Raw genomic sequence first — 22,878 nt, 5'->3', positions numbered from 1 at the left:
TAACCGTAGGGGCAAACAAACGTTTGCCCTCTAATTGGTAAAATTATTTCTAGAAATCACCTAAGCTTGATGGTATTTAATTTTCCCATGTTGACGAAGGGGAAGAGGGTGATAAGCGTGAGTAAGTTTGATGGATTTTAGCAAAGTTAAAAATATGCAGATTGTCGGCGTATTTATCTATGGGGTTCATCCAAAATCCCACATCAAAAATCCAAAATTGTTTGACAGATACAAACCTTTTCAGTTTTATAATTATTCTGGAGCAGCTAAAAAAACGGGTGAGTAAATATGAGCTAAAAAACGTTGTATAAAACGTTTCAATTATCACGTTTAAATAGCTCATTTACCCGATTTAGTGTCTGTTTTCGCTACACAATATCACTTCACAGGCATCTAAAAATTATGAATTTGTCAAATTTTACTACTCTGCAAAACTTAGAAGCTGCCTTCGGCGGTGAATCGATGGCAAATCGTAAATATCTTTTTTTTGCTGAGGTAGCACGCAAACTAGGGTTTAAAGACTTAGCGAAACTTTTTAAAGAAACAGCAGATCAGGAAACTGAACATGCTTTTGCACATTTTGTCTTGCTACACCCAGAACTAGTTGTTGAAGATGCAGATGCTTTAACTGAAGCTCAAAAGAAAGAGATTATGTCTCACTGCTTATCTTTAGCAATTGAGGGTGAGACTTATGAATATACTACAATGTATCCAGATTTTGCGGCTGCAGCTCAACGCGATCGCGATCATCCGGCTACTGAAGAATTTCTCAAGCAAGCTAAAGAATCTACCGATCATGCCAACACTTTTCGAGAAGCAGCACATCGCTTTGGCTTGCTAAAATTTATCGAAAATTACCATGCCGATCGCTACGCCGAAGCTTTAGAAGTATTAAATGGCGGACAAGTCACAACCAAAGTTGCTAGTGAAGATCCCAAAACTCGTAAATGGATTTGCCGACAATGCAGTATGATTTACGATCCCGTTGCTGGTGATCCTGATTCAGGAATTGCTCCTGGTACACCTTTTGAACAAATTCCTGATGACTGGCATTGTCCTATCTGTGGTGCTAGCAAAAAAACTTTTAAACCACTGGAAGAAAAAGTTGCTGCCTAAGATTTCCTTGAGTTAAGGCGATCGCACAATTAATGATATTTTTAGGGGCACGGTATCCACAATTGTTTAATACATACAATAACCGTGCCTCTACGAGATATTGAATTCCAGCCTAACTGAACTGTATTATCTTACAAACCCCTATCTGCCGCTAATTGCCGTAGTTTTTGCACCAATTTTTCACCAACTCCAATATGATGCTTAGTCTCCAAGTCGAGCAGTTCTCGTTCGATTTGCTGTCGATCAATAGTGTCGCCATCTAAGTAAAAACCAAGCACTATATCTACTAAAGCGTCCGTGTTTTTATTCGTTATCTTTATCAAGCTTTCAAGCATAGCCTAAACTCCAGAATCCCTGGTTACAAGTTTGGAGTAAGGAAAACGACTGTATCGTCTGTATACCTTAGCCCCGTCCGATGTTAATATTCCCGTATTTTTACTAGAAATAACAAATTTTATGTAAAAAATTGTGTGTTTTCCCTGAGAAGAAAAATTCCCCTCTGGACTGTGACAGAGAGGAGAAGACACTTGATTAGCTGCATAACAGCTTGACGAATTTGATTTTAGAAGGAAAGTCAAGAATTACTTGTAGTAGGCGCTACTTATCACACGGTTAAAATTCTAGTATTATCAGCTACTAGTGGTCTGTCCCAAAAGAAGAGGTTTGTAGTAAGCACTTTAGTGCTTAAAAAATCAAGGGATAAAGTCTTAACTACAAACAAGTTGACGAACTTGTCACGCCAGTCCAACCAACTTTTCGCTTAATTCCCACAGGCGCTTTGCTTTTTCATCATCGCTTGCTTCTGGCGAAACCTCTTTCACAAAAGATTTACCATTTTTCTTCTGTCTATTTCCCCAACTCCAATAAGCACCAGATTCGTTATATTCAGGATCAGCAACCACCTCTGCAACCCGTTTACCAGATTCCTCCTCAGTCACGAACCCTCCAGTGATGTACTTTTGGAATAACGGGAAGAGTTTCTGAAATAAAGGATAGTGATCGCGGAATAGTGCTGTTGTCGCCACACATCCGGGGTAAAGAGAACTGAAGGTAATAGCATGTGACTTGTGATAGCGCCGATGCAGCTCCTTCATTGTCAACACATTACAGACTTTGCTGTCTTTGTAAGCTTTGACAGGTTCAAACTTCTTACCATCAATCATCGCGTAGGGTGCTTTAAATCCCTCTGCCAAGCCTTTGAGATCACCTAAATCTGGACGTGGCGGTATTTTCCCTCCCAGTTCCTTCGGGTTGTGGGTGACGGTTCCCAAAATCACTAGCCTTGGTTCCGGAGTTGATGAGTTCTTCAAGTCTTCCAGGAGGAGGTTACACAAAAGGAAATGTCCCAAGTGATTAGTGCCAACACTCAATTCATATCCTTCTGGAGTTCGCAATGGCTCTTTTAATAAAGGCATATAGATTGCAGCATTGCACACTAAAGCATCTAGTGATTTGCCGCTTTCCCGAAAGTTTTTCACAAATTGTCGAACACTTTCTAAAGAAGCTAAGTCGAGATGCATAATTGTGTAGCTGTCCTGGGGTATTCCCACAGATTGGGCAGCGCTTTCTGTTTTTTCTAAATTTCGACAGGCCATCACCACATGCCAATCCCCTCTTTGGGCAAGCGCTTTTGCTGCTTGCAAGCCCACCCCCGAGGAAGCACCTGTGATTACGACTGTTGATTTTTGATGTTCTCCCATTCTGTTTATACTCCCTTCTTTACATTTCTTTACAAGTAGTGGTCTGGCAAAACTAACGACTGAAAAACACCGCAGCTAGAACAATTAAACCTAGCAGCGCTAAGGGTATCGATAGATTAGGCAGTTCTGACGAACTCATATGCACTTTTTCGTTTTATTGTAAATTTTTTGTCGTTTATATCAAAACCCCCTCAATCTCACCTGATTACTTGGTGTCGTGACTGAAGGGGTTGAACTTGTTAGCCGTCTTTACACCTTTTGTAAGTGCAGAGGTATAAAGTTAGCTTTTTGTAACATAAATACTTATGCAGTCTGAAGATATTTGAGCTGAATAATCTTGCTATGCCCTCAAGTTGATAGTTTTGACTCTGGAGGAGCAATGGAAAATTAAAAATTAAAAATCAAAAAAGTCTGACTTTTAATTTTTAATTTTTCTCTTGGGGAGGTTAATTTGTTGCTTGAGCGGCTAGCATCTGCTTCAGCTTTTCTAATTCAGAAGCCCAACGGGGATCTGGACGAATTGCATCTGAATCAGAAGAAGTGACAGTTTCCCGTGTACTGCCACCGCGACGGGGCTTCTTAGAACTTTTCTCTCGACGGCTGCTGCTTTCTTTGTTTGTGTTTGGAGCAGGAGTGCTGCTGGGACTCGGGGCAGCTTTAGGCGCTTGTTCCTCGCCTTCCTCACCTTTAGTGCGAGGCAATGCCTTTTCTAACTTGATGGCAGTGTCTTTGAACAATTGACCATTATACTTTTCAATAATCTGATCTGCTTGTTCATCGTTGTTGACTGTGAGAAAACCGAAACCGCGACATTTGCCAGTTTTCCGGTCTTTGATTAGTTTTGTCGTGACGGCGTCACCTTCAGCAGCAAAAACTGCTTGCAGCTCTTGACGATCTATTTCTTCTTTTGGCAAATTACCTATGTATAGGCGAACGGACATGAACTATACCTCCAGAGTTGAATGAACATGGCAAGGTGAGAAAACAATCACATGGCTTTGGCTTTCATATAAATGCTAGTGACCAAAACTGCCATAAACCAATTTTTTTACTCCAAACTGTCAACCTATACAATACAGTTTTTCGTTGGGATCAAGCTTGCTTAATACAAAAGCGCGCAGGACGCTCGGCTCATAACACCTTAATTCTAAGATTTGTAAATTAAATAGCCCACTACCTGCCACAGTAAACGTCTTCTTCTATGCCCCTGTTCGCAGAATAAAATACCATTTCCTACATTATCACGGTATTTTCTACGTAGCTAGTTCAGCGCCTACATTTTTGGCAATAGCCTTATTGAATCGTAGCATAAAATACATTTTTTTCTCAACAGGGTAAATTTGAAACAAAAACCAGCCAGTGGCTGGTCGATTTGCTGCTGTGTTGGGAGAAAAAAAGGAGATATTGGCAAACATGGTTAAAGCCTACAACTAAGCTAGGATGCTGAGTTGTGGGGATTGACAAGGTTTGTGTAAATAAATGTAACACTTGTGAAAATAATCTGCAACTTTTCTTTACATATTTGTCATTTGCCATTCCCGATAACTAGCTCATCACGGCGCAAATAAACCAACCACTACAAAACGCTCAGATGCTGACTGTAAAGCTTTATTCCTTTCAGACTTCAGACTTCAGACTTCAGCCTTTTTGTACTAGCCTGTGAGGAAAATGTATGCGCCCCATGCTTGTGCTGCGACTGCCAAAATCGTAGACCAGATGGGATGAGAACTATTGAGGGTTGTACCATTCTGAGTTTGCAAGGTTTGGATATCAATCCAGGGGGTTGCACCACGCCGAAACCAGCCTGTAACAATAACCTGCCGACCTATCCAATCTTGAGGATTGATTGACTGTCCTAACCAGGAAATATGGTGTAATTTCACTAAACCGATGTTTGACTGGAGGATTAAGTCTTGTGCTAGGCAGTTGCTGACACCTTCACGACCTAATAGTTTGCCGACTAGACAAACATTGATGCTGTCGATGGGAATGGCAGAGGGGTTAGCTAAGAGGTTGGGGAGGCGATCGTCTGTTTGGACTGTGGCAGGTTGGATATCCGGAAACATAGAATTCATCCGAATGACGATACCGATACTAAAGCCAATTAGTAGGCAACCGGTGACAAAAGACCAATCCTGGTAGATCCACTTGAGGTTTAAAAGCTTGATGGCGAAGGCAATTTGCCAAGTCAGCCAAATTAGACCTGCAAATAAAAAACCTAGGGGAATACCTAGCCAAGGGGCAATTTGTAACAAGAAAGATTGATGCTTTCCTTTGAAAGATTGTTCAGTGATTAAATGTAGTTCTGGGTCGAGATGCCAGTGACGGGCTATTTTGGAGAGGCGTTGGATGCGATCGCCAATCATTGGATGAGTATTATTGATTGTGAACCAATGGCGATAGGGATTGAAACTTTCCCACATCAAGATTGATTCAAAGGAGATGTGACCAGCAACACTACCTAAAGAGATGCTCTGGTGGTAGCTTACAGGTGCAAGGAGATTTAAGCTTTCTAATTGCCAACTGGTGTGTTCTTGTTTGGCGACATCACTAGCAATGCCAATAGTCATTTTGAGTAAAGCGCGAGTCAAGGCGTTGGGATTGCCGGTAATTTCGGAGGCTAGGCGATCGCTATAATACAGCCGTAACTTCGACAAAAACAACGCAGTCCCAGTCAGTAAACACCAAACCACATAAGCGAGACTAGCCACAATGGTATAGGGCCAACGCCAAATTTTCTGTGGTACTCTGTCTCCCCATTCCGAAAATTGTTGATATAACTTGTAGATGGGTAGCGTTACCAGCAGCATCAGAGACATCACTACAAAATCTCTGTGGACAATATGCCCGATTTGAGTGGCGTAGATGACAGCAATTTCATCATCTGCTAGTTGATCTAACAACCCCTGACTTACCACAATCCGGGCATTGCGGGCGAGATTACCATAGGTTAAGACAACTGGTGCCGCTATGGGTAAAATCCGTAGTTTAGGTAATGGCCAGCGCCGTTGTTGGCAACAACGTTGCAAAACTCGAATGGTTTCACGACTGCGACCTGTTAAAATTTCCTTGGATAACTCTCGCTGCCCATAAAACCTTGTTAGTAGATGATCTAGCAACCAGGGTGAAAGGGCGATCGCTAGAAATAATCCTATGAATAAAACTATGGTAGGGTCGCGGTATAAAATCTGTATCGGCTCTAAGTAAGGTAGTCGGACTAAAGTCTGGTTAATTAGTCCCATTGCGAACTTGACTATTTCTCGCACCACCCAAAATAGAGCAATGAATGTCCCTGCTGTCAACAACCGCAAGGGCAGTAACTTAAATTTTTGTAGGGGCTGCCATACTTTAGCGCGTCCTGCGTGCCGCCAATAAATGCTGAATGGTTTAGCTTGTGGCCGGAACCCAGATACTTTAATCAAGCCAGACGGCGCTTCTTCTATGGTATGCTTAAAGCCACTTGTAGACAAGATTGCCGAATTTGTTGGTACTGATATGATTGGTTGACTACCTGCTGGAATAGCAGACGAGGTAGGAGAGTTTGTGGATGCGACTACTGTACTTTTAACTGATACTGCATCTGAGTGGGAATTATCAAAAGCGACAAATCCCGTTTCCGAGTTTTTTGGTGATTTTTGTTGACGTTTTTGGCGTTTTGTCAAGTGTTCAAGAGCGCGTTTTGCCCACTCTTGAACTTGATGATTATGACTCTCAACCAGATGTTCACATAGGGCGATCGCCTTGGGAACTTCGCCACTGCGTGCGTAAGCCATCACTAAACCAACCTGGGCTTGTAAGCCAGCAGTTTCATGTTTCTGGCTATTAGCCACAGGTTCTAGTTGAGCGATCGCTGTTTGGTAATTTCCCTGCTTGAGGGCGACTAAACCAGCCTCCAAAGACGATTCTGCATGTGAAGGCATACGAATACTAGCACTCCCATCTCTTCATAACTGAATCTATTAAATGTCAGTCGTCAGTTGTCATTTGTCATCTGTCAAGAGTCAAGGGTCAAGGGTTATCAGTTATTTCTCCCCCAATCCCTAATCCCTAATCCCTAATCCCCAATCTTATCCTTCCACTGGCTGTTGACTGGAAAATACTGGGGCGGTGGCGCTTAATTTCAACTCTGGATGGTCTCCCTCTAACTGCTGACAATTCCATTCATTACGGAACAGCAACACTGGTCGTCCCATACTATCTTTGACTGTAGTACTGTTGAATAAACGTCCCACCTTATTCAAAGCTTCCCAACCACCTGCTACCCAACGGGCGACGCTATAAGGCAACAATTCTAGTATGGTTTCTACGCCATACTCATTTTGCAGACGAAACTGTACCACCTCGAATTGCAACTGACCCACAGCCGCTAAGATGGGATCGCGTTTGGCTTCATCATTGGAGTACATAATTTGTACAGCACCCTCTTCTCGCAATTCCGAAATGCCTTTTTGGAATTGCTTAAACTTTGAGGGGTTGGGGTTCCTGAGAGTTGCAAACAGTTCCGGTGAAAAATACGGAATTCCTTCATATTCCAGCTTCTGTCCAGTGTAAATTGTGTCACCGATCGCAAAAACGCCGGGATTGTTCAAACCGATCACATCACCGGGATAGGCGACATCAATCGATTCTCGTTCTTGGGCGAAGAGTTTTTGCGGGCGAGACAGACGCACTGCTTTACCAGTCCGTGCATGATTCACTGTCATATCCTTTTCAAACTTACCAGTGCAGACCCGGACAAATGCGACGCGATCGCGGTGTTTTGGGTCCATATTCGCCTGGAGTTTGAAAACAAAGCCGGAGAACTCTGGATAAGTGGGGGGAACTTCACCAAGGCTGCTGTGATGTGTACCGGGTTTTAGGGCGTAGTCCAGAAAGTACCTGAGGAATAACTCCACCCCAAAGTTCGTCATGGCGCTACCAAAGAACACTGGTGTCATGCGTCCTTGATGTACCAACTGCAAGTCTAATTCATCTCCCACTCCTTCTAATAGTTCTATATCATTTTTAAGTTGATGATACAGGTCTTGTTCTAGAAGTTCCTCAATTCTGGCATCACCTAAATCAATTATGGTATCCAGGGCTTCGCGGCTACCGTGGGCGCTACGTTCAAATAGGTGGATTTGTTGTTGATGACGATCATACACACCTTTAAAGCGATCGCCCATCCCAATCGGCCAATTAACCGCGTAGGTCTGCAATCCCAACTCTTGCTCAATCTCGTCCAACAATTCTAGAGGTTCTCTGCCTGGGCGATCGAGTTTATTCACAAACGTGAAAATTGGGATACCCCGCATTTTACACACCTCAAACAACTTCCGTGTCTGTGGTTCCAAACCCTTAGCCACGTCAATTAGCATCACCGCATTATCTGCTGCGGCTAAAGTCCGATACGTATCTTCACTAAAATCCTGGTGTCCAGGAGTGTCTAGCAAATTAATCTGACAATTCTTGTATTCAAACTGCAACACCGTCGAGGTAATAGAAATACCCCGTTGCTGTTCCATCGCCATCCAGTCAGATGTTGCCTTACGCTGCGCCCGCCGCGCCTTCACCGCCCCAGCTTCGTGAATTGCCCCTCCGTAGAGTAGTAGCTTTTCTGTAAGAGTAGTTTTACCTGCGTCGGGGTGAGATATAATCGCAAAATTGCGGCGAAGTTCAACTGCTTGATGAAGATCAGACTGAAGTTCAGTTGACATAAGTGTAATTGTTTGCTTGTTAATTAACTTAACTTAATTTTTTCCGACTCTAGCGAGTCTTTTAATCTTAAGACAACGACGTGCGTGATAGGGTCGCAATATCACCAACCATTTAATGTCACACGAGAAAAGAATGCATAACACATACGATCCAGACAAGAGAAAGCTGTTATCTGCTCTATCTCATGGAGCCATTTTTTTTAGTACCACACTTATATCTGTAGGCATACCTATCGCCCTACTGTTTACAAGTGACGATCCTGTTGTCAAAGAAAATGCCAAAGAATCAATAAACTTCCATTTTAATGTGTGGTTTTATGGAGCAATTCTGGGAGCTATGTTTTTCCTCACAGGTTGGTTAGTACTGCCATTATTATTGCTAGGACCACTAGCAGGCTTAGGTTATGTATTGCACTGGGGACTAACAATTTGGGCACTAACTCACGTATTTAGTAATCCAGAAGTACCCTTTCGTTATCCATTTATTTTCCGAGTCTTTTAACATGAATGATGGGAATTGGGGAATAGGCAATAGGCAATAAGTAATTGGTAATTTGTGAAAAGCTTACCCAATACCCAATACCCAATACCCAATACCCAATCCCCAATCCCTAAATTAATTTACAAAAATTTTTAAGATAGTTTTGTTTGTAAGCCGTGAGATGGATGTCACTCAAGCTGTACAATACAAAAACAAAATTGCCCCACAGCTTCATCAACAGTAGGGCAAAGGACAGTTAAGCACTGTTGGTAGTCTGTCTTACAAAACCGAGGTTTGCCCTAGTTTTTGTGACGCTTTGTATTGTGTCCATTTGCGTTGTTATTCTTCATAAAACTTTATGTTTCCCACTCATCGCCCCCGCCGTCTGCGGACCCATCCCCAACTACGCCGGATGGTACGTGAAACTGTTCTGACAACGAGTGATTTAATCTACCCTCTGTTTGCTGTAGCAGGTGAAGGAATTGCGAAGGAAGTCAAATCCATGCCTGGAGTCTACCAACTTTCGGTAGACAAAATTGTGGAAGAGGCAAAAGAAGTTTATGACTTAGGAATTCCCGCAATTATTCTCTTTGGAATTCCTGAAGATAAAGATGTCGATGCTACTGGTGCTTGGCATGATTGTGGTATTGTCCAAAAAGCAGCAACTGCGGTAAAAACAGCAGTACCAGATTTGATTGTCATCGCTGATACTTGTTTGTGTGAGTATACAAGTCATGGTCACTGTGGTTATCTGCAAGTAGGTGATTTGACAGGACGGGTTTTAAATGACCCCACACTAGAATTACTGAAAAAAACAGCAGTTTCCCAAGCTAAAGCTGGTGCAGATATCATCGCGCCTTCAGGGATGATGGATGGCTTTGTGCAGGCAATTCGCGCAGGTTTGGATGAAGCAGGATTCCAAGATACACCGATAATGTCTTATGCTGCTAAGTATGCTTCGGGTTACTATGGGCCTTTCCGTGATGCTGCTGACTCAACCCCGCAGTTTGGTGACAGAAGAACTTACCAAATGGACCCAGGTAATGCGCGTGAAGCGATTAAAGAAATTGACCTTGATATTGCTGAAGGCGCTGATATGCTGATGGTGAAGCCAGCTTTGGCATATATGGATATCATCTGGCGTGTTAAGGAAGCGAGTAATTTACCTGTGGCTGCTTACAATGTCTCTGGTGAGTATTCTATGGTGAAAGCCGCTGCCTTAAATGGGTGGATTGATGAGGAGCGTGTGGTGATGGAAACTTTGACTGGGTTTAAACGCGCTGGTGCTGATTTGATTTTGACTTATCATGCTAAAGATGCGGCACGTTGGTTAAAGTAAGCTGGACAATTGAAGAGTGGAAAATCTCATGCGTAGGCGCAAAGGCGCAAAGTTTTTGCTTTGTGTTTTGGTGTTTGGGCATGAGATTGTTGTTTGGATTAAGTATTCGTTTGACTACAAGTGATATTACTTTTATACAAATAAATAAGATTACTCTACTGCCTTTAATCCTGTTGAGAATGCAAAGAATAGTTGCATTTAATCTGAGTTAAAAATTGGCTATTAATTTAGTTCGCTACAATAAATATAGTTTCTGTTTTGAATAAGTAGAATATTTAATTATGTCTATGCGAAATCACATAATTGTAGCTACCTTCGTGGCTGCAAGTGTCGGTATAGGTACACTTTTGGGCACTGCAAATCCCGCTTCAGCTCAGGCGGTAATAACTTGTGCAAGCCAAAATAATCAGAGGAATAGTTGTTCAATACCTAATAGAGGTAGAGTGAGGCTTGTTAGGCAATTATCTAACGCCAGTTGTAGAGGGAATTGGGGTTATGAGAGAAATCGTATTTGGGTGAAAAATGGTTGTCGAGCTGAGTTCGCAGTTGGCGATCGCAGAAACGGTAGAAATAACAGAAACGGTAGAAATGATAGATACGATAGAAATGATGGAAATGATAGATACGATAGAAATGATGGAAATGATAGATACGATAGAAATGATGGAAATGATAGGTACGATAGAAATAACAGATAGTCAACTGGGTATTTCATAGAAACTCAGACGGGAACTCCATTCCCAGAGTGGGTGGAGTTTTTTATCGCGCATAATCAAAAGCTTAAAATATTAGTGAAGAAAATAAGGCTGATCAAAAGTCCACTACGTTATCCGGGTGGTAAATCAAAAGCCATTAACCAAATAGCGGAATACTTACCAGGTAGTTTCTCGGAGTTTCGAGAACCTTTCGTTGGTGGCGGTTCTGTATTTATCTATTTAAAGCAAAAAATTCCCAACTTAAAAATCTGGATTAATGATTTAAACTGTGAGTTATTTCTGTTTTGGAAATATGCTCAATCTGCTTTACCTCAACTAGTGAAAGAAATACGTTGTGCTAAAGATAAATGTATAAATGGGAAATTACTATTTGAGGAATTAACCAGTGTAGATACTAACAGTTTATCTAATTTCGATAGAGCAGTGCGCTTTTTTATTCTCAATAGAATTACTTTTTCTGGCACTGTTGAATCTGGGGGATTTTCTGAGGAGGCTTTTCATAAACGCTTTACTTATTCATCCATAGAACGCTTAGAGAAATTAGAAAAAATCCTCACACCAGATGTAAAGATTACCAATTTAGATTATAGTGAACTTTTACAAGTTGATGGAAAAGATGTATTTATATTTTTAGATCCTCCTTATTTCATTGCTAAAAAATCTAAGTTATATGGTAAAGATGGTGATTTACACACATCTTTTGAGGATCGAAAGTTTGCTGAATTGATTATAAAATGTCCTCACTCTTGGTTAATCACTTACGATGATTCACCTGAAGTAAGAAACAATTTTCAATTAGCAAATGTCTGGGAATGGGAATTGCAATATGGTATGAATAACTATAAAAAGAGTATTGCTGCTAAAGGTAAAGAGTTATTTATTAGCAATTATGAAATTAAACGTTTCATCTGACTTCATATATGAGTTTTTATTTTATGACAGCATTAATAGATTTATTACATAAATGCTTTGGTGTTGCTGAATAATTCTTTTAAAAGCTCGCGCATTTGACGTTCGCGTAGCGTCTCGTAGAGAAGTCGTTCCCGCAGGGTAGGCGCAAAGAAGAGCGCGAAAATATGACTTTTTCAAGGGGTTTATTACAAAAAGCGATGGGTGCATCCCAGTTTTTATTATGCAGAAGGAGAAAAACCAAAATGTCATTGCGAGGAGGAACGACGAAGCAATCGCATAGACTTGTTATGAGTGGAAAATCTTGCGATTGCTTGTCTGCGACACGCTCCGCGAACGCTTCACTTCGTTATGCTCGCAATGACGGAGCATTTAAAAAAGTGGGATGCTCCCAAAGCGATCGCCTGACAATAGCTTGATATCCCCTGAAAAATGCGATCGCCTGTGATCTCACAGCACTGCTTAAAAAAGCGATCGCCTGACAATAGCTTGATATCCCCTGAAAAATGCGATCGCCTGTGATTTCACAGCACTGCTTAAAAAAGCGATCGCCTGACAATAGCTTGATATCCCCTGAAAAATGCGATCGCCTGTGATTTCACAGCACTGCTTAAAAAAGCGATCGCCTGACAATAGCTTGATATCCCCTGAAAAATGCGATCGCCTGTGATTTCACAGCACTGTTTAAAAAAGCGATCGCCTGACAATAGCTTGATATCCCCTGAAAAATGCGATCGCCTGTGATTTCACAGCACTGACTTAAAAAAGCGATCGCCTGACAATAGCTTGATATCCCCTGAAAAATGCGATCGCCTGTGATTTCACAGCACTGCTTAAAAAAGCGATCGCCTGACAATAGCTTGATATCTCATGAAAAATGCGATCGCCTGTGATTTCACAGCAGAGATTTAAAACATCTTTGCCCAAAGCTGACCCAAACAATGCTATTTTGTTTCCATCCCCGTGAGGGGTAAAGGAATTAAAACACTTACATCATTTCTCTATAGCTCGGGTATTCGAGGAAAGTTTCCATCCCCGTGAGGGGTAAAGGAATTAAAACAAGTGGATGATTGCGTTGGGAATAGTGTTGAACTTGTTTCCATCCCCGTGAGGGGTAAAGGAATTAAAACTCGTACACCTACAACTATTACATATAGTTGCTATGAGAGAGTTTCCATCCCCGTGAGGGGTAAAGGAATTAAAACCCCTGCACAACCAAGAGGTGAATTAGCTACAAATCAGAGCGGTTTCCATCCCCGTGAGGGGTAAAGGAATTAAAACCAATGCAGGAATTGCGTTTGGACGGACTGCCAGCAACCAAGGGTTTCCATCCCCGTGAGGGGTAAAGGAATTAAAACCTCTTTCTTTGATAGCTCTAATTTTTCTGGTAGTTCAGTTTCCATCCCCGTGAGGGGTAAAGGAATTAAAACGATGACAGCCAATGGAGTTGCGGTTGTCAATAACTAATGTTTCCATCCCCGTGAGGGGTAAAGGAATTAAAACGAAAGTAAGATTTGATTTTACTCCCACTGGCTCGAAAGTTTCCATCCCCGTGAGGGGTAAAGGAATTAAAACTCAAAAAAACTACAACAACCGAAGTTCAGTAGCTGGTTTCCATCCCCGTGAGGGGTAAAGGAATTAAAACTACTGCTAGATGGAAATGAAATCAAAGGTGTACTTATCTAGTTTCCATCCCCGTGAGGGGTAAAGGAATTAAAACTATTCTTTCTGAATCAATTGATGCACTTGCACTGTTGGCAAAAGTTTCCATCCCCGTGAGGGGTAAAGGAATTAAAACTCCTTAGTATTTGAATTAGTTTCCCCTTTTTGATTACCAACAGTTTCCATCCCCGTGAGGGGTAAAGGAATTAAAACTTCAAACACAAAAAGATGTGGATGCAAAGTAGCGCAAGAGTTTCCATCCCCGTGAGGGGTAAAGGAATTAAAACTTTAACCGATTTGGGTAACTTCTTGCAAAGTGGTATCACGTTTCCATCCCCGTGAGGGGTAAAGGAATTAAAACACCTCAAAAGATTGCATCATTTCCGGCTTCATTAAAAGCGTTTCCATCCCCGTGAGGGGTAAAGGAATTAAAACCCAAGAGGGTGCTAACTCGCACTTCCCTAAAACGGGAAGACCGTTTCCATCCCCGTGAGGGGTAAAGGAATTAAAACTTGACGAGTAAAAATTCTGGAGAAACCCAAGGAAATGTTTCCATCCCCGTGAGGGGTAAAGGAATTAAAACAGCGTTTGCCATTAATGGCAGCGCTTCAGTGGACACCCAAGGGTTTCCATCCCCGTGAGGGGTAAAGGAATTAAAACTCTACTGTTACAGAAAGCTTACCAAATAAGGCTCACAGAACCGTAAAACTGAGGGGGGTATGTTTTACCTGTCAACAGAGCATAGTTATTGAGAATAACTACAGTCTCCAAGTAACTCAAACCCTTATACAGTAAGCGACCTGAGGGGGTCTACGAAACAATAAGCTTTTCAGCCTTTGTCCGACCCCCTCAGTTTACACTTCTTAACAAAATGGCTTCAGGAAACTAACCATTAAGTTAGAGGTAAACGGTATACACTTATAGAATTTTCAAGGTGCATGTGTTGGTATAAATAATACTATAGCACCCAGCAAAATGCAATCTCCCTATTAAGGTTTCCAAATCATTGGTCGATATACCTTCACCTCTCCCCTTAGACAAGCTACATACTCCCGCACTTGTAGCTCTAAACACCTACGAAAGCTCACTTTATATCCTGTATTTGGGTGCGTTAACTCAGATTGCAGCTTTTCTTCCCAGTGCTTGAGAAACTTTTTCAACGCATGGGGTTGAAGATATACACCTCCTTTTTCATCAGGAAGAGTAAAATCATCTGCTGTGAAAATATTCGAGTTAATCAAATAAGCAACTAAAGAATCAACTAGTTGAGCGCGAAATTCCTCCATTAAGTCGCTAACTAAGGCTGGGTGATTATCGCGGGGGACGTGAAGATTACCAAAGTGAGTATGCAATCCTACAGATTGGATAAACGAGAAAACATTTTGGCTGAGTAATGTATATCCTAAACTCAAAAGGCTATTAACTGGGTCAGTGGGTGGACGCTTGGTACGCTTCTCGAATTTAAACGCACCAGAGAATAAATTTCCCAATGCTTGAAAATAAACTGTCGCTGCTTTTCCTTCATACCCTCGCAATGCATCCATACTCTCTGCAAAGGGTAATTTATCCATCAAAACATCTAAATTTTTTATTGCTTCTTTGACAAGACTATCATCAAATTCCGGTGATTTTCTGCGATTTAAGCGCATTAATAAGATTCGAGAGTTATGGATTTTAGCTGTGACAATTACTTCTGCTTGATTGCGCGTAAATTCCAGATTTTGGCAACGCTCAACTTGTAACATCAAATATTCTACCCTAGCATCACCTTCTGCTTGCAACCTGCCAAAATATCTCCCTTTCTGGGATAAATACATAATCGGAATTCGTCGCCGCAATGCCATGCTCACCGCACCATGTGATACATTGCAAGAACCAAATAGCACAACATTGCTTACCCGTGATACTGGCACTTTAATCCGCAACTGACCTTGACAAAATACTTGAAACTGCTGATTTTTTATGCTCAGATATGCACCTTGGTCAGTTATATATAAAGTAGTCATGGGGAGCATCCCACTTTTTTAAATGCTCCGTCATTGCGAGCATAACGAAGTGAAGCGTTCGCGGAGCGTGTCGCAGACAAGCAATCGCAAGATTTTCCACTCATAACAAGTCTATGCGATTGCTTCGTCGTTCCTCCTCGCAATGACATTTTGGTTTTTCTCCTTCTGCATAATAAAAACTGGGATGCACCCGTAGTCATGGTTTCCTGCCAATAATGAGATGCAAGTTAAAAGTTAAAAGGTAAAAGGTAAAAGAAGGAAGAGTTTAAAAAGTATTTGGCAAATAAAATTCGCTACTACACAAACAAAGTCCACGGAGGTTGACTAATCCGAAATCAAGGATTTTTAACCTGCGGATGTAGGTTTTGTGGGAGCATCCACTTTTGGCGGATCGCTCTCAGACTAGTAGTTTGTCAATTTTGTTTTGAGGGGTTTTTGGTAGTGCGGGCCGAAAAGCCCGCGTGAGCGAGACGCTTACACTACAGTCCCTCATTTCAACCCTGACAGACTACTAGTAGTCTGGGGCTATACAAACTAAACCCGTCTTTCCTGCGGAACGTTACGCGAACGCGGGTTTCAGAGAGTCCGCGAAGGCGGACTACCCTTCGGGAACGCCAAGGGCGAACGTTTGTGTAGCCGCGATTTCCAATCGCCCGGTATTTCTTCCAAAAGTGGATGCTCCCGGTTTTGTTTGTGTAGACGAGCCAGTGCGTTGGGCGGCTCTGCTGACTTGTACCGCTAAAGCGGAACCCGCAGGGTAGCAACTGGCGTGCGGTTTCTAATCGCCGATTTCACTTTTCTTTTACCCTTTAATTTAATTGTCACAGTCCTATATATGAGTTTATGTATGGGTTATTTGATTTTGTATATGACTTCGTATATGACTTTTAAGACATCTGTTACAGACTACAGACGAGTGTTTAGATCACCGGCTTCTTCAAGAAGTTAGGAATCTGGAGAGCAACTTTTGGGTAATTTAATCAGCAAAAGCAGATATTGCTTTCTCAAACTCCAGTTTGCTTTCTCAAAATGCCTTTTTGCTTTCTCATTTCAGTAGATTCAGTAAGCAAAAACAGATATTGCTTTCTCAAAATGCCTTTTTGCTTTCTCATTTCGGTAGATTCAGCAAGTAAAAGCAGATATTGCTTTCTCAAACTGCGGTTTGCTTTCTCATTTCGGTAGATTCAGCAAGTAAAAGCAGATATTGCTTTCTCAAACTGCGGTTTGCTTTCTCATTTCGGTAATTTCAACACTAAATTACAACCATTCCTGTGTAGCAAAAGCCATCAGAGATTTGCCGAAATTCTCTCAGACTGATCGATAACAGGACTTACGCAACTGGCAGACCTATCTTCTCGTAATTTCTCACAAGCTTCAAGCGTTTGATGGAGCAGAGGGGCAGAGGGGAAAGAATTTGTACAAGAACTCTCCCCCTAGCGAACCTACTCAAGCGCAGGCTTTGGGAGGTGTGGTGAGAAATTCGGGTGATGCACTCGGTTTTGTAGTTGATTGCACAATAGATTGAATTAGTTATCAGTTAAATATAGAGTTATCTTAAAAATTTGTGCCTTCTTCACGGCAGAATAGCAATAGGGTATCAGGGCGGCTCGACAGAGGAAGCGTTAGGGAAGAACCAATTCCCCATTCCCAAACTCAAGTAGTGCGATCGCCTACTATATTTGCTACGGCAGCGCGATAAGATTCTAAAACAATAATCGTAACTAAAGGTCTAAATGGCAGAAACTCTATTTTTCAACGCCCTGCGGGAAGCCATTGATGAAGAAATGGCGCGTGACTCTAGTGTATTCGTGCTTGGCGAAGATGTAGGACACTATGGCGGTTCCTACAAAGTCACCAAAGATTTATACAAAAAATATGGCGAACTCCGAATTTTAGATACACCCATTGCAGAAAATAGCTTTACTGGTATGGCTGTGGGAGCCGCAATGACTGGGTTAAGACCCATCATTGAGGGAATGAACATGGGCTTCTTACTGCTAGCCTTTAACCAGATAGCTAACAACGCTGGGATGCTACGCTACACTTCCGGCGGTAATTTTAAAATTCCGATGGTAATTCGGGGCCCTGGGGGTGTAGGACGGCAGCTAGGGGCAGAGCATTCTCAGCGACTAGAAACCTACTTCCAAGCCGTTCCTGGGTTGAAGATTGTCACCTGCTCTACACCTTACAATGCTAAAGGGTTGCTAAAATCTGCTATCCGTGATGATAACCCGGTGTTGTTCTTTGAACACGTTCTCCTCTACAACTTAAAAGAAAACTTACCAGAAGAAGAATATTATCTACCTTTGGATAAGGCTGAAGTTGTGCGTTCCGGTAAAGATGTGACAATTCTGACTTATTCCAGAATGCGGCACCATGTGTTGCAAGCGGTGAAAACTCTGGAAAAATCAGGTTACGACCCAGAAGTAATTGACTTGATATCACTCAAGCCACTAGATTTTGACACCATTGGTGCATCTATCCGCAAAACCCATCGTGTGATTATTGTCGAAGAGGCGATGCGGACTGGGGGAATTGCTGCAGAAGTCATCGCTTCAATTAACGATCGCTTATTTGATGAATTAGATGCGCCCGTGTTGCGGCTCTCTTCTCAAGATATTCCCACACCTTACAATGGCAATCTGGAGCGGCTGACAATTGTCCAACCAGAACAAATTGTGGAAGCTGTAGAAAAAATGGTAGCTGCGCGAGTATAGGGACTGGGGACTGGGGACTGGGGACTGGGGACTGCACTTCGACTACGCTCAGTGTCCGGGGACTGGGGATAATCATTCTTGACCCTTGACATTTGACCCTTGACCCTTGACAAATACTTAAGCTGTTAACGAATTACGCGTACATCCAAAGCTAAATCCAGGTTTCTCCACACTCGATCAGTTGTCAAAACTGGAATATTCAGCCTCAGTCCCAGACTCAGACAAGCGCGATCGCCTAGAGACAGACCGTACTGTCGAGTTTGTTGCCAGATTCGCCCTGTCACTTCGGCATCATCTCGCGTGAATGGGTATGTTTCCAGTCCCAGCGCTTCCAAGTCGTCGCCCATACCATCAACGACTACACCAGCAGCGATCGCTTTTTGTACTACTTCTGCCCAATTGACACTCGAAATCACCGACTCAGCTAGCACTACCTCCACTACCTCACTACCTGGTTCGTCCTGTAAATAGGCCAGCACAGCCGAAGCGTCAAGAACTGTTTTCATTCACTAAACTCTTTTTTGGCTTCTTCCCGGCGTTCTGCTAACAAATCATTAGCAAGACTGATATCCTTGGGTATGTGTGAAAAGCGAGCTTTGAGTCTATGCTTAATAGTCTCTTGTTTTTCCAAAACGAGCCGCCCTGCTTCCAGACGGGCAATCAAGATATCCCCTGCTTCCAAGCCAAGCGATCGCCTTAAAGATGCAGGAATCACCACGCGACCTTGGGGACCCAAATGAACTTCAGCGTATGCAGGTAATTCAGACATCCTCAGAATTTTAGTGCCACATTATCTCTATATATGCCACAAATTATTGATTCGTGGCAAAATATTTTGTCTGCTCTCATAATTCTTAACCAATAACTTAAATAACTCCCAAAAATATAGCGGTTATCGCTTGAGTCCAATACACTCATAAGGTCACGGCATTGCCGTGACCCTACAAGCGACGATATAATTTTGTGTTACATCACGCGATGTGCGACTTATTCTTAAAACCCCTCTCCAAACCTCTCCCCGAAACGGAGAGAAGCTTTGATTCTTGCTCCCCTTCCCTTGTAGGGAAGGGGTTGGGGGTTAGGTCTGAGAGAAAGTCGCACACGGCGTTACATCCAACTGAGAACCGCTATGGCGCTATTATGGCTTTTGTGAGTCATGAGCTATGGTATGCAAAGAAAACGCTCATTGTTAGCCCTAATATCAACTCAAGTAGTCGCGGTAATGGCGTTGAGTTCTTGTAATTCCGTACTGTTAGGACAAAATCAAAACCTCCGGGGAAGTTCTCAGTTAATTATTGAGTTACAAAAAACACCAGAAATTCCGCAAATATCCTCACGAGAACTGGAAGCTGTTAAAAAGGTTGTTGAAGGACGTATTAACGGTTTGGGGATTTGGCAAGCAGTAATTGAAAAATCTGGCACAGATAAAATTATCGTCCGGCTACCAGGAGTTAAAGATTTAGAGCAAGCTCAACGGATTTTGGGGAGTACAGCACAGTTAGAATTCCGCCCGCAAAAGCGTGGTACAGAAAAAGAATTGCTGGCTTTACAGGCATCAAGAGCAGCACTGAAGTTAAATCAGGCAGATTTAAAAATCAGAAATGATCAAGTGGCGATCGCTAAAAATTTAGCAGATTTGCAGAAGAATCAAGTAGCGATCGCTAAAATATTTACCAGCACCAACCCACCACTCACAGGTAGATTCCTCAAGGATGCCTACGGTGAACCCTCCCAGGGTGACAACTGGAGTGTTGCTATTGCCTTCAATCAAGAGGGTGACGCGCTATTTACTAAACTTACTAAAAATCTGGCTGGAACTGGACGTAGTCTTGGTATTTTTCTAGATAATGAACTCATCAGCTCTCCCATAGTCGGTCCAGAATTTGCGGATACCGGGATTACTGGTGGTCGGGCTGTAATTACCGGAAGGTTTACAGCCCAACAAGCCAAGGACTTAGGCATACAGTTACGGGGTGGGGCGTTACCAGTTCCAGTGAAAATTAAATTAGTTAACAGTGAACAGACTGATAACTGATAACTGTTAACTGATAACTGTCTAAAAGAGCGCTATTATAGCCTTTGTCAGTTGCGAGTTACGGTATGCAAAGACAGCGATCGCTATTAGCCTTGATTTTTGTTCTGGTAATCGCCGCCATTACGGTGATTGCTACGATTCCTATACCCTTAGGACTAGATTTGCGCGGAGGATCACAGCTCACAATTGAGGTGCTAACTACACCGGAAATTCCCAAAATCACCCAACGCGAATTAGAAGCTGTGCAAAAAGTCGTTGAGGGTCGTATTAACGGTCTTGGCGTTTCTGAGCCAGTGATTCAAATAGTACAGAACACCAACAAAATTCTTGTGCAGCTACCAGGAGTTAATGACCCAGTAGAAGCAGAACGGGTGTTAAAGGGTACGGCGCAATTAGAATTCCGCACACAAAAACCTAGTACAGAAATTCCACTGCGTGCTTTTCAAGTTTCCCGAACTGAACTAAAAGCCAAGCAGGAAGAATTAAGAAAATCTCAGGACAGTGCAGCAATTGCGAAAAATCAAGAAGAGTTGCAAAAGAATAACGAAGCGATCGCTGAATTGTTTGAAAGCACAACCCCACCACTGACTGGTAAATTCCTTAAAGATGCCTACGGTGAACCCACTCAAGGCGGCGATAATAATTGGAATATTGCCATTCACTTCGATGATGAAGGTGGTAAACTATTTGCCGGACTCACCAAAAACCTCGCTGGTACTGGTCGCAGCATTGGTATTTTTGTAGACAATGAACTCAAGAGCGCTCCGAGTGTACCACCAGAATTTGCTACCGCTGGGATTACTGGTGGTCGCGCTGTGATTACAGGTCGGTTTACAGCCCAAGAAGCTAACGACGTGGGTGTGCAGCTACGGGGTGGTGCATTACCTGTACCAGTCAAAATTGCCGAAATTCGCACCGTTGGTGCAACCTTGGGTAAAGATAGTATTCAAAGCAGTATTTACGCTGGACTTGGTGGTCTAGCTTTAGTATTAATCTTTATGGTGGTCTACTATCGACTACCAGGTGTCATAGCTGATATCGCCCTACTAATCTACTCCTTGTTGACCTGGGCAACATTCGCTTTGTTTGGTGTCACCTTAACCCTGCCCGGAATTGCTGGTTTTATCCTCAGCATTGGTATGGCTGTAGATGCAAACGTGCTAATTTTTGAGCGCACAAGGGAAGAATTGCAAGCAGGCAAAACCCTATATCGTTCTGTAGAGTCTGGATTTTACCGCGCCTTTTCTAGTATTTTAGATGGTAACGTGACCACAGTCATTGCTTGTGCTGCCCTCTTCTGGCTAGGATCTGGTTTGGTTAAAGGCTTTGCCCTAACTTTGGCTTTAGGTGTGGCAGTCAGTATGTTCACTGCTATTACCTGTAGTCGTACTTTCATGTTTTTGGCAATCTCCATACCTGCACTGCGGAAACCAGAACTTTTCTCTCCGAACCTGCCAGCATCAAATAAGGCAGAGGTGGCTCAATGAAACTCAGTATTAACAAATCGCGATCGCTTTGGTGGACAATTTCTCTTGCTATTATCGTTGCAGGTATCGCCTCAATGATAATTTCTTGGCAAAATCCCAAAATTAACGCTCCCTTACGTCCTAGTTTGGACTTTGTTGGTGGGACAAGATTACAGCTAGAAAGAGACTGCACAAAACCTGGTAACTGCGACAAGCCAATAGATATCAATTTAGTCCGGGAAGTAGCTAAAGCCCAGGGACTAGGTGACAGCAGCATCCAAATTGTCGCTGATAAAGACACAAAAGCCGAAAATGGCATCTTAATCCGCACTAAAAAATTAGAGCTGGAACAGCGTACCAAGTTACAAAATGCTTTAAGTGAGAAAATTGGTGTTTTCGACCAGAGCAAAAACCAGCTAGACGATGTTAGCCCTACCTTAGGGCGAGAGTTGTTCACCTCTGGGTTATTAGCCCTGATTGTCTCCTTTTTGGGCATCGTTGTCTATTTGAGTTTCCGCTTCCAATTAGACTATGCCGTATTTGCGATCGTCGCTCTGTTTCATGATATTTTGATCACAACAGGGGTTTTTTCGATTTTAGGCTTAGTAATAGGTACTGAAGTCGATAGCCTCTTCATCGTCGCCCTACTAACAATTACAGGTTTTTCCGTCAACGACACAGTAGTGATTTACGATCGCATCCGGGAAACACTACAAATCAATCCCAACCGCCCCATCACTGACATTGTTGATGATGCAGTCAACCAAACCCTAGGCAGGTCAATCAATACAACCTTAACTGTGTTGCTGACATTATTTGCCATCTTTTTGTTTGGTGGAGACACCCTCAAAAACTTTGCCTTAGCCCTAATTATTGGCTTTACAATGGGCGCTTATTCCAGCATTTTCATTGCTAGTACTTTATTAACTTGGTGGCGAGAACGTACTGAGCGATCGCCAGTAGTAGTAAGTGCTGAATCAATTGATACATCTGCCGATAGTTAGGCAACAGGCAATAGGCAATAGGCAATAGGAA

18 protein-coding genes, 3 pseudogenes and 1 CRISPR repeat array are annotated in these 22,878 nt (G+C 42.5%); of the genes and pseudogenes, 10 read left to right on the top strand and 11 right to left on the bottom strand.

The features are described from left to right. The first annotated feature begins 402 nt into the window (after nucleotides 1–402). On the top strand, nucleotides 403–1,116 hold the full coding sequence (locus CAL7507_RS33565) for a rubrerythrin family protein (RefSeq protein WP_015127233.1): 714 nt from the start codon (nucleotides 403–405) through the stop codon (nucleotides 1,114–1,116). Nucleotides 1,117–1,247: 131 nt separating this feature from the next. On the opposite strand, the gene CAL7507_RS04440 is transcribed toward CAL7507_RS33565, so the two are convergent. The 5 genes from CAL7507_RS04440 to CAL7507_RS04420 form a co-directional block, all read right to left on the bottom strand. Beyond that, nucleotides 1,248–1,394 (bottom strand): hypothetical protein, encoded by a 147-nt coding sequence (locus tag CAL7507_RS04440; protein ID WP_236556876.1) that lies wholly within the window; start codon nucleotides 1,392–1,394, stop codon nucleotides 1,248–1,250. A gap of 456 nt (nucleotides 1,395–1,850) precedes the next feature. Beyond that, nucleotides 1,851–2,816 (bottom strand): protochlorophyllide reductase, encoded by a 966-nt coding sequence (locus CAL7507_RS04435; protein WP_015127231.1) that lies wholly within the window; start codon nucleotides 2,814–2,816, stop codon nucleotides 1,851–1,853. Nucleotides 2,817–3,262: 446 nt separating this feature from the next. Next, a complete protein-coding gene (locus CAL7507_RS04430; RefSeq protein WP_015127230.1) occupies nucleotides 3,263–3,757 on the bottom strand; it encodes an RNA-binding protein in 495 nt (164 codons plus the stop codon). A 711-nt stretch (nucleotides 3,758–4,468) separates the two neighbouring features. Continuing rightward, nucleotides 4,469–6,736, bottom strand: coding sequence for a M48 family metalloprotease (locus CAL7507_RS04425; protein ID WP_015127228.1), 2,268 nt, complete (start codon nucleotides 6,734–6,736; stop codon nucleotides 4,469–4,471). A 147-nt stretch (nucleotides 6,737–6,883) separates the two neighbouring features. Further along, nucleotides 6,884–8,512 carry a peptide chain release factor 3 gene (locus CAL7507_RS04420; protein ID WP_015127227.1) on the bottom strand — a complete coding sequence of 543 codons (1,629 nt, stop codon included), beginning with the start codon at nucleotides 8,510–8,512 and terminating at the stop codon, nucleotides 6,884–6,886. Nucleotides 8,513–8,645: 133 nt separating this feature from the next. Between CAL7507_RS04420 and CAL7507_RS04415 the strand changes: the two genes are divergently transcribed. From CAL7507_RS04415 to CAL7507_RS04400, 5 genes and pseudogenes are all read left to right on the top strand, one after another. Next, complete coding sequence (locus CAL7507_RS04415; RefSeq protein ID WP_015127226.1) at nucleotides 8,646–9,014, top strand: DUF4870 domain-containing protein; 369 nt, start codon at nucleotides 8,646–8,648, stop codon at nucleotides 9,012–9,014. A gap of 337 nt (nucleotides 9,015–9,351) precedes the next feature. Further along, nucleotides 9,352–10,332, top strand: a complete 981-nt coding sequence (gene hemB / locus CAL7507_RS04410) for a porphobilinogen synthase (RefSeq protein WP_015127225.1) — start codon at nucleotides 9,352–9,354, stop codon at nucleotides 10,330–10,332. Nucleotides 10,333–10,613: 281 nt separating this feature from the next. Continuing rightward, nucleotides 10,614–10,838: pseudogene (locus CAL7507_RS33620) on the top strand (DUF3011 domain-containing protein); the annotation flags it as partial. A 16-nt stretch (nucleotides 10,839–10,854) separates the two neighbouring features. Continuing rightward, nucleotides 10,855–11,049 (top strand): hypothetical protein, encoded by a 195-nt coding sequence (locus CAL7507_RS32955; protein ID WP_015127224.1) that lies wholly within the window; start codon nucleotides 10,855–10,857, stop codon nucleotides 11,047–11,049. An 89-nt stretch (nucleotides 11,050–11,138) separates the two neighbouring features. Further along, nucleotides 11,139–11,960: a DNA adenine methylase gene (locus tag CAL7507_RS04400; RefSeq protein WP_042341802.1), complete on the top strand. Its 822-nt coding sequence runs from the start codon at nucleotides 11,139–11,141 to the stop codon at nucleotides 11,958–11,960. A gap of 346 nt (nucleotides 11,961–12,306) precedes the next feature. Here the strand turns inward: CAL7507_RS04400 and CAL7507_RS31510 are convergent, their stop codons facing one another. The 4 genes and pseudogenes from CAL7507_RS31510 to cas1 form a co-directional block, all read right to left on the bottom strand. After that, nucleotides 12,307–12,516 (bottom strand): hypothetical protein, encoded by a 210-nt coding sequence (locus CAL7507_RS31510; RefSeq protein WP_144051188.1) that lies wholly within the window; start codon nucleotides 12,514–12,516, stop codon nucleotides 12,307–12,309. Then, nucleotides 12,494–12,664 carry a hypothetical protein gene (locus tag CAL7507_RS32210; RefSeq protein ID WP_160166309.1) on the bottom strand — a complete coding sequence of 57 codons (171 nt, stop codon included), beginning with the start codon at nucleotides 12,662–12,664 and terminating at the stop codon, nucleotides 12,494–12,496. Before CAL7507_RS32210 ends, CAL7507_RS31510 begins: the two co-directional genes overlap by 23 nt. A 52-nt stretch (nucleotides 12,665–12,716) precedes the next feature. Next, nucleotides 12,717–12,899 carry a hypothetical protein gene (locus CAL7507_RS31505; protein ID WP_144051187.1) on the bottom strand — a complete coding sequence of 61 codons (183 nt, stop codon included), beginning with the start codon at nucleotides 12,897–12,899 and terminating at the stop codon, nucleotides 12,717–12,719. Between the two features lie 9 nt (nucleotides 12,900–12,908). Continuing rightward, nucleotides 12,909–14,279: a CRISPR direct-repeat array (repeat unit 35 nt; unit sequence GTTTCCATCCCCGTGAGGGGTAAAGGAATTAAAAC). 329 nt (nucleotides 14,280–14,608) lie between these two features. Continuing rightward, nucleotides 14,609–15,625, bottom strand: a pseudogene (gene cas1, locus CAL7507_RS04395) (CRISPR-associated endonuclease Cas1); the annotation flags it as partial. A gap of 1,733 nt (nucleotides 15,626–17,358) precedes the next feature. On the opposite strand from cas1, the gene CAL7507_RS04390 reads away from it, so the two are divergent. After that, on the top strand, nucleotides 17,359–18,342 hold the full coding sequence (locus tag CAL7507_RS04390; RefSeq protein ID WP_015127221.1) for an alpha-ketoacid dehydrogenase subunit beta: 984 nt from the start codon (nucleotides 17,359–17,361) through the stop codon (nucleotides 18,340–18,342). A gap of 125 nt (nucleotides 18,343–18,467) precedes the next feature. Here CAL7507_RS04390 and CAL7507_RS04385 read toward each other — a convergent pair whose 3' ends face one another. Together CAL7507_RS04385 and CAL7507_RS04380 are read right to left on the bottom strand one after the other, a co-directional pair. Further along, complete coding sequence (locus tag CAL7507_RS04385; protein ID WP_015127220.1) at nucleotides 18,468–18,848, bottom strand: PIN domain-containing protein; 381 nt, start codon at nucleotides 18,846–18,848, stop codon at nucleotides 18,468–18,470. Further along, nucleotides 18,845–19,111, bottom strand: coding sequence for an AbrB/MazE/SpoVT family DNA-binding domain-containing protein (locus CAL7507_RS04380; protein ID WP_015127219.1), 267 nt, complete (start codon nucleotides 19,109–19,111; stop codon nucleotides 18,845–18,847). Before CAL7507_RS04380 ends, CAL7507_RS04385 begins: the two co-directional genes overlap by 4 nt. 399 nt (nucleotides 19,112–19,510) lie before the next feature. Here CAL7507_RS04380 and secD (CAL7507_RS04375) point away from each other — a divergent pair. The 3 genes and pseudogenes from secD (CAL7507_RS04375) to secF form a co-directional block, all read left to right on the top strand. Further along, nucleotides 19,511–20,344: pseudogene (secD, locus tag CAL7507_RS04375) on the top strand (preprotein translocase subunit SecD); the annotation flags it as partial. 98 nt (nucleotides 20,345–20,442) lie between these two features. After that, the gene (secD, locus tag CAL7507_RS04370) at nucleotides 20,443–21,864 is read left to right on the top strand and encodes a protein translocase subunit SecD (protein ID WP_015127217.1); all 1,422 of its coding nucleotides are present in this window, start codon (nucleotides 20,443–20,445) and stop codon (nucleotides 21,862–21,864) included. Further along, on the top strand, nucleotides 21,861–22,847 hold the full coding sequence (gene secF / locus CAL7507_RS04365; RefSeq protein ID WP_015127216.1) for a protein translocase subunit SecF: 987 nt from the start codon (nucleotides 21,861–21,863) through the stop codon (nucleotides 22,845–22,847). Before secD (CAL7507_RS04370) ends, secF begins: the two co-directional genes overlap by 4 nt. The last annotated feature ends 31 nt before the right edge of the window (nucleotides 22,848–22,878 follow it).

The organism is Calothrix sp. PCC 7507 (genome assembly GCF_000316575.1).
Lineage (GTDB): Bacteria > Cyanobacteriota > Cyanobacteriia > Cyanobacteriales > Nostocaceae > Fortiea.
Note: the sequence above shows the minus strand (reverse complement) of the source record. Positions and strands in the feature narration are given on the sequence as shown.